The sequence below is a fragment of the Helicobacter pylori genome (genome assembly GCF_003637685.1).
Lineage (GTDB): Bacteria > Campylobacterota > Campylobacteria > Campylobacterales > Helicobacteraceae > Helicobacter > Helicobacter pylori_CJ.
This window is the reverse complement of the sequence record NZ_MVWW01000011.1, coordinates 1-12709: the sequence shown is the minus strand read 5'-3', so window position 1 is coordinate 12709 and position 12709 is coordinate 1. Positions and strand designations below refer to the sequence as shown.

At 35.6% G+C, this 12709-nt stretch carries 6 protein-coding genes and 7 pseudogenes; 6 read left to right on the top strand and 7 right to left on the bottom strand.

All coding sequences use genetic code 11. The features are described from left to right. Positions 1 to 540 (bottom strand): annotated as a pseudogene (locus EAL44_RS07190) (AAA family ATPase); the annotation flags it as partial. Here EAL44_RS07190 and EAL44_RS07185 point away from each other — a divergent pair. The 6 genes and pseudogenes from EAL44_RS07185 to EAL44_RS07160 all read left to right on the top strand — a co-directional run. Further along, positions 529 to 2607: pseudogene (locus EAL44_RS07185) on the top strand (competence protein); the annotation flags it as partial. The pseudogenes EAL44_RS07190 and EAL44_RS07185 overlap by 12 nt on opposite strands. 3 nt (positions 2608 to 2610) lie before the next feature. Further along, positions 2611 to 2760, top strand: a complete 150-nt coding sequence (locus EAL44_RS07875; RefSeq protein ID WP_162970411.1) for a hypothetical protein — start codon at positions 2611 to 2613, stop codon at positions 2758 to 2760. A gap of 18 nt (positions 2761 to 2778) precedes the next feature. Then, positions 2779 to 4012 (top strand): annotated as a pseudogene (locus EAL44_RS08030) (hypothetical protein). A 48-nt stretch (positions 4013 to 4060) separates the two neighbouring features. Further along, positions 4061 to 4317, top strand: a pseudogene (locus EAL44_RS07175) (hypothetical protein). A 1-nt stretch (position 4318) separates the two neighbouring features. After that, positions 4319 to 5580 (top strand): annotated as a pseudogene (locus EAL44_RS08025) (type IV secretion system protein). A 71-nt stretch (positions 5581 to 5651) separates the two neighbouring features. Beyond that, positions 5652 to 6335, top strand: coding sequence for a CAAX protease (locus tag EAL44_RS07160; protein ID WP_121076319.1), 684 nt, complete (start codon positions 5652 to 5654; stop codon positions 6333 to 6335). A 78-nt stretch (positions 6336 to 6413) separates the two neighbouring features. On the opposite strand, the pseudogene EAL44_RS08020 reads toward EAL44_RS07160, so the two are convergent. The 6 genes and pseudogenes from EAL44_RS08020 to EAL44_RS07125 form a co-directional block, all read right to left on the bottom strand. Next, a pseudogene (locus tag EAL44_RS08020) lies at positions 6414 to 7485 on the bottom strand (tyrosine-type recombinase/integrase). Between the two features lie 396 nt (positions 7486 to 7881). Further along, a pseudogene (locus tag EAL44_RS07145) lies at positions 7882 to 8275 on the bottom strand (DNA adenine methylase); the annotation flags it as partial. Between the two features lie 15 nt (positions 8276 to 8290). Beyond that, entirely contained in the window at positions 8291 to 10090 is a 1800-nt protein-coding gene (typA, locus tag EAL44_RS07140; RefSeq protein ID WP_020972133.1) for a translational GTPase TypA, read from the bottom strand. Positions 10091 to 10135: 45 nt separating this feature from the next. Next, entirely contained in the window at positions 10136 to 10978 is an 843-nt protein-coding gene (locus tag EAL44_RS07135; protein ID WP_121076314.1) for a glycosyltransferase family 9 protein, read from the bottom strand. Beyond that, complete coding sequence (locus EAL44_RS07130; protein ID WP_121076310.1) at positions 10944 to 12581, bottom strand: class I SAM-dependent methyltransferase; 1638 nt, start codon at positions 12579 to 12581, stop codon at positions 10944 to 10946. Before EAL44_RS07130 ends, EAL44_RS07135 begins: the two co-directional genes overlap by 35 nt. An 8-nt stretch (positions 12582 to 12589) precedes the next feature. Continuing rightward, positions 12590 to 12709 (bottom strand): outer membrane beta-barrel protein (locus tag EAL44_RS07125; RefSeq protein ID WP_073423031.1); only part of this gene is annotated, 120 nt, incomplete at its 5' end.

Genomic DNA, 12709 nt, shown 5'->3' with positions numbered 1-12709 from the left:
TCATTTTTTGCCCCCTAAATATCCGATCAATTCATCATAGAATTGAGACCATTCGTTTTTAGCCTTATTGTCATTGTATTCCATCACACCCATACCTTCACTCACTGAACGCTTATAAGCTATCCTTTCGCTTAATATATTATCCATTAAAAACACGCTTTCATTAGCGTTATTTTGGTTGATAAAATCAATGAGAGCTTTTTTCTCTTTAAGAGTGGGGATAGTAGGGATGCGGTTCATCACAATACAAGCTTTTAAGTTTTCATTCAACGCCTGGATGTCTTTAATCCTTTCTAGCATGTCTAATAACACTGCTGTGTCTAGTTGGCTTGGCGTGGTGGGTATTAGCACCCAATCGCTCAATAGCATAGCCCTTTGGCTTTCTTTGGAATGCTCGCCCTTAGTATCAATAAGGATGTATTCGTATTTATCCATCATCTGTTTTAAGGTGTCTGTGATATTGCCTGTGCGATTAAAGAGCGTGAAATTGGGCAAACTTGTTTCGCTTCTAATATTGTTAAACACTTCCAAACTCTTTTGGTGTTAGGCAAGAGGGTGTTTAAAGTAGAAGCTCATGGGTTTTATTTTAGAAACAATGCAACTAAAAGCATAGATATAGAAATCACCAGTCTTTTAAGAGACAATCAATCGTTTCCTTTGACTAGCAGTGCTAAAACCAGTTTAAAAATACCTCCTAACGCCAAAATTAAAAAATCCACCATCCTTGTTTTAAAAGGTGAGAATGCTGAAGAAGTGGCTAAGATTTTAGGCATTAGCAAAGAAGAATACCAAAAGCTAGAAAACACCGCTCAAACTAACGCTACCAATGACCCTATGTACGCTAACACACCTTTTAGTAATGGCTCTGATAGTTCCGCTTACGATAACAACCCTAATAGCCCTAACAATAACGCTATCAATGGTAAAGATGGCGCAAATGGGAGTAATGGCTATGGGGTAAATGGCAACGATGGGATAAATGGGAGCAGTGGGAGTAATGGCGCAAATGGAAATAATTTAAATAATAATGCAATAGGCAGTGGTATTGATACAGATGGCGTGTTAGGGGTGGATGGGGTGAATGGATCTAACTCTTCAAGCGGTGGCTCTGTAGGGGGTTATGAGAACAATTTCACTAATCATGGCTCTACTAACAATAACACAGGAGGGTATGACAATTTTAATAATAATAGCTCAAGTGGTGGGAGTTTAGGGAATGGGGGGCTTTTCCCTATTCCTTTTGGTAATGGAGACACAAACAATTCTAATAATTCCACTAACACCACTAGCCCAACTAATGGCAGTAGTTCTAATAGCGCCACTAATCCTAACTCGCAAGAAAACAATTACTCCAGCCAGTATTGTAAAGTACCCAAATTAAGCCCTAACAACACGATGAAACTAGATGTTATCGCTAAAGATGGCTCTTGTATTTCTATGAACGCTTTAAGAGATGACACTAAATGCGCTTATAGATACGATTTTGAAGCCGGCAAGGCTATCAAGCAAACGCAATACTACTATGTAGATAGGGAGAATAAAACGCAAAATATCGGTGGTTGTGTGGATTTACAAGGCGCTCAATACGCCATGCAACTTTACAAAGATGACAGCAAATGCGCCTTACAAACCACGAGCGATAAAGGTTATGGTATGGGGAAAACTCAAACCTTCCAAACTGAAATCGTGTTTCGTGGGATGGATAATCTAATCCATGTCGCTGTGCCTTGCAGCGATTATGCAAGGGTGCAAGACAGGATTGTTAGGTATGAAAAAAATGATAAAACCCAAACCTTAACGCCTATAGTAGATCAGTATTACAATGATCCTAGTAACCCTAACAAACAACAGATCTTAAATCGTGGGATTGCCACCCAATTAAGTTCACAATATCAAGAATTTGCATGCGGTCAATGGGAATACAATGACGCTAAATTAGAAGCCAAAAGACCTACAATGCTAAAAAGCTATAACAAGCTTAATGGCGAATGGGTAGAAGTTACGCCTTGTAATTTTGAAGCAGGGATTAAAAGCGGTGCGGTTGTTAGCCCTTATGTGATGGGCGTGTCTAGCTCTAAAGTCTTAAGCGATATTACTACAAGCCATTATTTTAAGATAGAAAGGAAAAATTATGGTGAGAGAGAACAATGCCAAAAACCTTATGGAGTTAATCGTTGCCAACCGCAATATTTCCATACTGATCCTAGTATCACCGATTGGAGCACCACTTACAAAACCACTACCACCCAAACCACTCAACCTTATTTGCGCCCAGCCCAAGATAATGAAAGCCCCACAACCTATAATCTTATCACCACTCAAACCACCATCAACAGGACTCAAAGCGTTTTGAAAAACGAATTGCATTTGAGCAATGATTATTTGAAGTATGTAGAAATCCATCAAGGCTATTACAAGGATAATGATCTTAAACAATCGCAAGGCTATATTGATTGGTCTAATTACTACCTCAATCAAAGTGAAGGCTTTTGCTCTCAATATAACATTTGGAGTGAAAACACAAAGATTGGTAAGAATTGGTATCGTTGGCATGATAATAAAATTTCTTGCACTCAAAGACTGATTTATAGACCTTTTCAAGGATAAGGCATGAAAGCGTTAAAGACTTTTTTAAAAAAATCCTTTATTTTGTTACTAGTAATTGCTTTAAACCACTTAAACGCTGTAGCTATGATTGTGGATAATCCTACGCAGAACGCTTGGAATGGTGCTAAAAGAGCATGGGATGAAAGCAAGTGAGCTAAACATTTAGCCACTATCACTGAAAGGATCAAACTCGCTCAAGACACATTGGATAGGGCTAATCAGACGCTTAATTCCATCAACAAAGTGAATGATGTTTTGAACAAAACCAATCAATTTCTAACAGGCAGTATTTTAAGTATCCTCAATCCCATGCAGTATGTAGAAAAAATCCAAAGTTTTGCCAAACAAGTTCAAGCTAATGCTGAAAGGATCAAAGAAAATGCACAAAACTATGATATACGCAATCAAATTGCAGCCAAACGCATCTCTGAAAAATGTCCTGAACTCAATTGGGATGTCAGTCAAGACGCAAGCCCTACAGAGAAAAACTTACACCAATTTTTCACGAGCAAGGGGAAAGAAAGCGCTAGCACAAAGGCTCTAAAGGATTTTGCTAACGCCATAGGCAACACTCAAATCAGCACAGCGAACGATTTAGGAGATGGATTTAGAGGTAGAGCCTTATTAGAATACATTTGCATTCAAAAAGGCAATTTAGAAGTGGCTAAAAAAATCCAATTATTAGACAGCCAAATGACTTTAGCTCTACTCAATAACGGACTATACGGCTTATGAAAAACTTAGAGCTGAAAAAGAAGAATTAAAAAGACAAATCGCTTTAAGCGTGTATTCAAAAGTCAAACAGCTTGTTGTAGCTTCCCAAGATAGAGCGTTTAGTCAAATGGATAATGAGTTGGGTGTTAAAACTTTTGGGTTTAACGATGAGAATGTTAAAAAAGGTTATTGCAAAAAAGAAAACAGAAATGGCAAAAGCGAGTGCATCCCTAACATGCTCAATATTAATCGCTTAAAAGCGCAATTTGATGAGCTTAATTTAGATTATAGTAGAGATATTGCTGGTAAAAAAGGTGAAGCAGCCTCTAAAGTGTTCAATGACTACAAACACCGATTTCAGCAATTAAGCGTAGAAACTGCTTTAGAAATCGCTCAAAATTTGAGCTTCATGAATAAGACGCTGGATTTAATGGCACAAATGCAAAGCTATGTATTCAAGCAACAAATGGGCTATTTTGAAGATATTATTCCTACTGACGCCCTAAAAGATGACAAAGAGCATCAAGAAAATCTTGAACAAAAACAACAAGAAATAGAAAAAGTCTATAGGGCTAAATTGGACGCTTATGGTTTCCCTAATGGTAGTGCAGGAAAGGCAAGTGGCGTGAATTCAAATAGTAATAATGAAGCCCCAAGCTCTGATAATATTCAGTCGTTTAATCCGTATTGAAATAAGTCATTATGTTAAAATTAGTCAAATTTTAAAAAAGGATTTTTTATGTTTAAAAGCAGATTAAATTCGTGGATTTTATTAGGGATTTTAGGGGTTTTGTTGGTGGTTTTTTGGGATGTCATAAAATACAAAATAGAAGATTTGCAACATGATCATTATCTATCACAAGTGAAAGAAAGGGAAGAATATTATAAAAACCATGTAGAAGAAGCTTTGAAAAAGGAGGCGATAAAGTGGATTGCTCGGTTGCTATGAGAATAGCTGCTGGTGAAAGAAATAGAAGAATGTTAGAGATTAAATAACATGACCGCTCCACTACCTGCTCTGCCCTTTCTTTCTAATCCTTTAGTGCTTGGTGCTTTAGCTGTCATAGGAGTGGGTGCTTACTTGTATTCCAATAAGCAAGATTCTTTAATTGTGCAAGCAGATAGGCTTTATAGTGAAATTCTTGGGTTTTTTATTTCGTTTTCTAGCAAGATCTTGAAAGGAATTGGTGATCCTTTAGCCAATGTTATCCAACTTTGGTGTGGTCTTAGGAGTGCTTTTAATCCTTTTGTATTCCTTTAAACGCTATCAAAACAATGATTTATTTGAAATCAAAACCTTTTTAATGCTTTTTGTGTTTGTAGGATACCTTTCTTCGTACCATTATGCTTTTAAATCTGATGGTTCTAGTAGCGGTAATGCCCGCTCTAGTTTTGCCTTTCAAAATCATGTAACAGAAATTTTTGACACACCTGCTAATTTGCTAAATGCTGGGATTTCTAATGTGGTTAAGGAATATCAAACAAATAGTGCAAGAGAACACAAGAATATAGACACGCACCACAGCATCACTAACGCTAATATTTCATTCCATGTCAGACAAATTTTAACGAGTTTGAATAAACTATATGAAGACTTCAAAAATTAATAATGGACTATCGCCAAAAACCCTTATTACAGCTGTTTTGTTATTAGTTATTTTAGGATTAGAATTGTTTTTATTATTCAAAGTTTTCTGTTATGTTTTTATGACTTATTTAGAAAAAATTATTTACTTGTCTTTGGTTATTTTCATGCTAGTGCTAGGGTTTTTTCAGCAGACTAGAGGTTTTTTAGTGTCTTATGTGAAAAAAATTATTTCATTGACTTTTTACATGCCTTTGTTGTTGCTATTAGTGTTATTCAACTCTTTTGCATTACAATACGCAATCAAAGTGGGAGGGAGCAATGAAATAGTGGCTAAATTTGGCATTATTGTAGTAATAGGAATTTCACTGACATTCATTCAAAAAATCCCCGAAATGATTAACGCTATCTTTGGCACACAAGGTGGTCTAACGGATGCTAAAAGCTTCATATATCAAGGTGTACAAATGGCTAGTGCTGGAGCTGGATCCATAGCTGGAAGTCTTAAGAGTGTGGGTCGTTCAGCATTTGATAGAACGCTAGAAGCTTATAAAGACGCAAAATCTACGATAAACAGCACCACGGCTAACATGAGAGACATGCCAGGACATCCTGGTGTTAGAGTGGGTGTGGAGACGATTGAACTTCCCAAGTCTCATAGAGCTAGCAAATGACAAAAGCTTTTTAGGGCAATTTTTGAAAATTATTTTTAGTGATAATTTTTCAAAAAACCTTAAGAGAAATCATGCAAGATTTACAAGATTTTAAAAATGATATTACGCTCATTCTATCTGAAGAAAGATTAGCCGCTTATGACAGCCTAGAGCAATACAAAGAAAATTTAAAACTCATTGCTTTCATCACGCCTAAAATTTCTAATTTAGAGATTTATTTACGCAACGCTTTAGACTATTGCTTAACCCAAATCAAAGGGAGCGAATGGGTGTTTAGTGAAAGTGCTTTAACCCCTTTAATCAAAGAATTAAAAGAAAAGAAAAAAGAAATCACGCATTCTTTAATCTTATCTAAAATGTCTTTAGGGGCAGTGATCAGACTTATTTTTTGTTATAAGTTAGAGGGAGTAATATTAGATTTGAGAGCGTATCGTTTTAGAGCTTATTATCACGAAAATAAAGATACCTTGCTTATTAAAGGCAAAAAACGCCTTCTTTACAATTATATTAAAGTCCATATTGCTTTAAACTTGTTATGGACGATTAGAAATCGCGCGTATCATTGGGAAAATTTACTCAAAATCCAACCGAACAACCGCCCACGAATAGCCACACCATTCAGTGGGAAAACAAAAAACATTCCAATGGACAAAATTTTAGTAATTGGTATTGAACCTAACAAAATCACTCTATTTTTAGATGATTTGATTAAAAGCATTGGGAATAAAGATTTTGAAGATTTAAGTAGTTTGTAAAAAAGTGGGCTACTGAAGCCCTTATAATGTAGAAGCATTATAACTCAAAAATCAAAATAAATCAAATTTCTTAAAAGCTTACTCGCTTTTTTCATCTTTTAACCATCCTTTTAACACAAGAGCCGTTTGTTTATTGTGTTCTTGAGTGGTATGGATATAGATTTTAGCAGAAAGCAAAGAACTATGACCCAACGCTCTTGAAGTTAAAACCAAATCCTGTGTTTCATCATAAATAAAAGTAGCAAAACTATGCCTAAAAAGATGCAAACCTAATCCATAAGATTTTACATCAATATTAGAGAGCTTAAAAATTTTAGCGATAAAGCCCTTTAAAAGCAAGTTTTTTGCGTGGTGTTGTTTTTTGCTTTTTTAAACACAAAACGCCCCTTAAAACTCTTTAATCGTTTAATATCGCTTAGCCAGGCATTCAAAAGAACTTGCAAAAATTCTTTTTCAATATAAGCGTATCTCTCTTGGTTGTTTTTGCCTTTGATTAAAAGGCGGTAGTGGTTATTTTCTAAAGCAATGTTTTTTAGCTCCAAATCTAAGGCTTCAAACTTCCTTAACCCCCATAATGCAATAAGCAGTAAAATACACTGATTGCGTTTTTCAAAACTGGTTTTGGGATGGTATTTTAGAAGAGCTTGGATAAAAGCCTTAAAATTATTTTTATTCAAATGTTTAGGCAAATGCGTTTCTTTTTGGCAAACGATAGATTTTTAAGTTCAAAATCAAAGCTATAGTTTCTTTTTTTGTCTAAATAATCAAAGAATTGTCTTAAAACCATCACATATTTAGCCATAGAGCTTGGCTTCCTGTTTTTGGCTAATCCAAACAAGAAGTCTATAACCTGTTCTTCTGCTAGATTGCACAAGGATTTGAGCTTAATCCTATTATCAAAATATTCAAAGAACAAAAACAAGCCTTGCATCATAATCGTATGCCTAACGCCTTGATTATAAAGTTTGTGATTGAGTTCTTTCAATGCGATAAGACTTTGGCACTCTAAAACTCTATCTTGCCATTTTAAGACCAATTGTAAATCATTCACGCTTTGGATGCGTATCATTGTTTTAAGCTTATAGTGTAAAAATGACTTAATATTATTAAACAATTCCCTAATAACCCTACTCATTTTACAACCACTCATCTTTCTCCCTTAATTATTTTTAATCAATAAAAATCATCTTATAGGGTTAAGAATGAGACTTTTTTCACAACAATAACGAAGTAAAATGCCGTTAAATAGCCTAAAAATTTAAGATTATTTTAAGCTTTTGAGCTCCCATGAATACGATAATTAAACAGAAAGCGGAAAAAATTTTCCGCATAATTATATTGTAATAAAGGGAAAGAAGTTTTTGTTTCTGATATGTTTCTGATAAGTAATATTAGATCATGTATTAGTGCTTTCAAAAAAAGAAAAAGAAAAAAAGAATGTGAGCTTTAATAAAAAATAAAACATTCTTTAAGGTTAGTTCTGTAGATTTTTGGTATAATAACACTATCAATTATCTTGTAGATTAGATTTGATTTAAAGACTCCATTCTTTTTTATAATGGGCTTTTAACTCTTGCTTGATAATGCTGTAAGTTTCTTGATTAGGTTCTAAAGAGAGCAAATTATCATAAAGAGCTTGTTTGTCTTTGAGCAGCGCTTGATAAAAATTCACTAAAATGTCAAAAATATCAAAGCCTAGTACTTCTAAACCTAACTCTGTTGCGCATGCAATTTCTACGCTCCCCACCTATAAAAGGGCTAATAACCCTACGCACACCATTAGGTATATACTCCACTATTAACCCTACAGCTAAAGACTTGCCCCCACCATATCTTAAAAGGGCTTTTACATAGCGTTTGTAACGCCCATTATTGGAGCGTAAATTGTGCAAAAAAATATCTTTTTTACTAGCGTTTTGGTTGAATAAATTGGCATGCATCCCAAAAAATTCTATTTATTTTTTCGCCCTTTTCCTCATGTTAGGGTCTAAAATCTTTTTTCTGATCCTTAAATTCAAGGGGGTAACTTCTAAAATCTCATCTTCTTCAATCCACTCTAGCGCTCTTTCTAGCACCATAGTCCTAGGCGGGGTGAGTTTGATCGCATCATCGCTCCCGCTCGCTCTCATGTTGGTTAAGTGCTTGGATTTGATGGGATTGACATCTAAATCATTATCCCTACTGTGCTCGCCAATGACCATGCCCACATAAACCTTCGTTTGGGGGTTGATAAAAAGCACGCCTCTTTCTTGGATATTGAAAAGGGAAAAAGCGGTCGCTTCGCCATTTTCCATGCTAATGAGCGCCCCATTTTTACGCGATTCCACGCTCCCGCTAAAAGGGCGGAATTCCAAAAAGCTATGATTCATCACGCCTTCGCCCTTAGTGTCGGTTAAAAACTCGCTCCTATAACCGATAAGCCCTCTTGCAGGAATTTCAAATTCTAATCTTGTATAGCCATCACTCATGGGATTCATCGCTTTCATCTCGGCTTTTCTTTTGCCTAATCTCTCAATGATAGCCCCGCTAAAATCTTGGGGCGTGTCAATCACTAAATGCTCAAAAGGCTCGCATTTAACGCCATTTTCTTCTTTAATGATGACTTCAGGGCGTGAAATGCTAAACTCAAACCCTTCACGGCGTAAATTTTCGGCTAAGATAGTGATTTGCAATTCCCCACGCCCGCTCACTTTAAACTTGCCCTCGCCCATTTCTTCGCATTTCATAGCGATATTGGTTTGCATTTCTTTTAAGAGCCTGTCTTTCAACTTATTAGCAGTAACATGCTTTCCTTCTAACCCGGCTAAGGGTGAATCATTGACGGCAAAATACACGCTCATCGTAGGCTCTTCTAAATGCATGGGATCTAAAGGCATGGGGTTATTAGGGTCAACGACGCTATCGCCCACATCCATTGCATTAAACCCAGCAATCGCTACAATATCGCCCGCATAAGCGTTTTCAATCTCCGTCCTAGCCAGCCCTAAAAAGCCTATAAGCTTAGTGATACGACCATTTTCTTTACTCCCATCGCTTTTCATCAACAGCACGCTTTCATTCTTTTTAACCGAGCCATTAAACACTCTAGCGATACCGATTTTGCCTACATAATTGTCATAATCAAGCGTAAAAATTTGCATTTGCAAAGGCTCATCCACGCTCCCGCTAGGGCTTGGCACATGCTCTAAAATCGTTTCAAACAAAGGCTCTAAATTTTTCTTTTCATCGTCTAAACTTTTCATCGCATAGCCGTCTCTAGCAGCAGCATACACGACAGGAAAATCTAATTGTTTATCGCTAGCCCCCATCGCTACGAACAAGTCAAAAACTTCATCCACCACTCTGTCCGGTTCAGCGGCAGGCTTATCAATTTTATTCACCACCACAATAGGGCAAATCCCAAAACTCAAAGCTTTTTTAACCACGAATTTAGTTTGAGGCATAACCCCTTCTTGAGCGTCCACTAAAAGCAACACCCCATCCACCATTTTTAAAACGCGCTCCACTTCGCCCCCAAAATCAGCATGCCCAGGAGTGTCAATGATATTGATTTTAGTGTCTTTGTAATAAATAGCGGTGTTTTTAGACAGGATAGTGATCCCTCTTTCTCTTTCTAAATCGTTGCTATCCATCACCCTTTCATCCACTTTTTCCCTCTCACTAAATGTGCCAGATTGAGAAAGTAAGCCATCCACTAAAGTGGTTTTCCCATGATCAACATGCGCGATTACAGCGATATTTCTAATATTTTTCATGAATGTCCTAACAAGCAAAATTGAAATTAGAAGTATAACACAATATTATAATAGCCCCAAATGGCGGAATTTTTTGGCTAAATCTTGTTCTATAGAATGGCTTTTATGGGCTTTTAGAAAATTTTCATTCTTAGGCGGCATGAAATCGTCATTATCCCTATAAAAAAAGATAAAATAATTTTTCTTTAAATAGTAAGCCAAATGGATCAAAAACGAATCCCCCCCTATATACAAATCGCTTTCTAAAATCAGGTTTTTAACTTCTTCCAAACTGGTTTTAGCACGATAGTGAGCGACTTCATCTTTTAAAAAAGCGTATCGTTCTTCAAAATCTAAAAGCGTAACACAAAAGGGTTTTAAGAGTTTTAAAACGATTTTTAAATGCTCTAAAGAAATATTTCTATCATTTTCTCTTGTGAAAGGGTTGATTAAAATCTTTTTGGGGTTTTTTACACTCATGGAATATTGACTATTATCAAAAACATGCCCATAAATTTGAGAAAACAACTCCTGGCGGTTTTGATAAACGTTTCTAATTTCTTTATTTGGAGTGGTTATGGAAACAAATGGGGTTAAAAGAAAACTTCTAAAATCTTGTTTTTCTAAAATCAAATGTTTGATTTTGTGCTTTTTAATTGCTTTCAACAACCATAAAAAATCCTTTATCGCCCAAAAAACCCCTTGTTTTTTAAGGTCATAGAAAGCAGGGATATTTTCAAAAACAGGAATGATTTCAAAATGTTTTTCGCATTCTAAAAGTTTGGCGATTTTTAAAGTCAAACGAGTGCCTAGGATTTTAAGGGGCTGTTGCTGTTTGAAAGCGATTTCTTTTAAAAGGCTAAGCGTGATAAGGTTATCCCCTAAAGCTAAAAGACAAGCAACATGCATGGTTTTTCCTGATGGTGAAATGTTTAGGGTCTTTTTTTTCTATCCCTAAATTTTTTAAATAAAATTTTTCATCAAAATTATCGTTAATAAATTGCGTAAATAGGGGCAAACATTCCAAATCTTTTCTTAAAATTTTATGCGTTTTAAAAAGCGATTCAAAAATGAATTGCATTAAATCGCTGTTTAATAATTCTTTTAACGCATGAGCGTTAATGGGGAAATTTTCTTTTAAAACAAACATGTTCGCGCTGTTTAAAAAAAGGCGTTGCTCATTGTCATAAAAAAAGACAAGCTTTGAAGAAATGAATTTATACACGATTTTTTCTCTAGCCTGATAAAGGCTTAAGGGAGCGACTTGCTGGCAGTCTTTTAAATCAGCGTTAATGAATTGGCTAGGGGCTTTTAATCTGTTTTTTAAAATATCTGAACCCCTAAAAATAGGAATGGTATTTTTTTCTTGTTTGGAGTGTAATCTTTCTTTATTGTTGCCTGTAACAATCCCTAAAGCAAAATGAGCGTTATTTTTTAAAGTGATATGAGGAATGGAAAAAAGGTGGTCTAAAATTTTATTTTCTTGATGAGAGCAATGGATATTAAAAATCTTTTTAGGGTTGTTGAAAAAAGAAGAGGGCGAGCGTTTGAATAGTTTATTTTGATAAAAGCATGAGATTTTTTGATCCTTGCTAGGGGTTTTTTTAAGCGTTAAACCCACAGCCCTAGTCATTAGATTTTTAAAGGGTTTGTTAAAATCAATCAGGCTTCTAATTTGAAACTTTAAAGCCACTTCTCGCATTTTGCTAAACGCATCAATATTCAAACAACTTTCGGGCAATAATAGCCCCAAATGAGCGTTTTCTTTTAAGCAATTCAAACTCGCTATAAAAAAGAGCGACGCGCTATCCAGGCTTTGAGAGAGGTTGAATTTCTGTTTGAAAGTTTCTTTTTGGTTTTGGTTGTATTTCTTACCCCATGGCGGGTTGGTGAAAATGCAATCAAATTGTGGGGTGTGTTTTAAATTTAAAAAATCTTTTTGCATAATATTAGGGCAATCTAAATGATAACGCTCTTTAATACGCTTTTTAGTCAAAGCGACAGCAAAAGCGTCTGTATCATAGCCATAGATATTTTCAACCTTAAAACCCAGTTTTAAAGCATGCATGACAAAATTCCCGCTCCCCACAGCCGGATCGCAAAAAATCGCTTGGGAGGTATCAAAATCTTTAGGGAGAGTGAAAAGTTGCTCTACTATTTTATTAGGAGTGTAGTAAATACCTTCTAAATTTCTGGTGGTGTTAGAAAGTTCTTCTTCATAATAAGAACCCAACTTTTCTAAATCAGAGCTATTTTCTAATATTTCTAGGTATTTTAAAATCAATTCTTGATGGTTATGCGCGCCTTTTAAGGATTTGTTAGCGTATTTGTTAAGCTTGTTTTTCCCTAAATGGTTGCGGCAAAAATCTAAAAAAGAGCTTGTTTTCACATAAATTTTATGATCAATCTCTAGTTTCTCTAAAAGATTGGTTTTGATCCAATTATGCACGCTGCTATGAGAAACATTGATTAAGCGAGCGATTTCTTCAATCAAAAGAGCGTTTGAAGGCATTTACCCCCCTAAAAACTATAAACATAACTCACATTAAACACCACAAGGCGTTTGAAAAAGAGGGAAGTGTTTAACCCTTTGCCATGCGTTTCATAAAAGGAATTGACCGCTAAAGGGATCTTTAAGCC

Excerpts from the sequence above, each read along its gene's own strand:
- EAL44_RS07875 (WP_162970411.1), top strand. The coding sequence starts at position 2,611 with ATGAAAGCGTTAAAGACTTTTTTAAAAAAATCCTTTATTTTGTTACTA.
- EAL44_RS07160 (WP_121076319.1), top strand. The coding sequence starts at position 5,652 with ATGCAAGATTTACAAGATTTTAAAAATGATATTACGCTCATTCTATCT.
- typA (WP_020972133.1), bottom strand. The coding sequence starts at position 10,090 with ATGAAAAATATTAGAAATATCGCTGTAATCGCGCATGTTGATCATGGG.
- EAL44_RS07135 (WP_121076314.1), bottom strand. The coding sequence starts at position 10,978 with ATGCATGTTGCTTGTCTTTTAGCTTTAGGGGATAACCTTATCACGCTT.
- EAL44_RS07130 (WP_121076310.1), bottom strand. The coding sequence starts at position 12,581 with ATGCCTTCAAACGCTCTTTTGATTGAAGAAATCGCTCGCTTAATCAAT.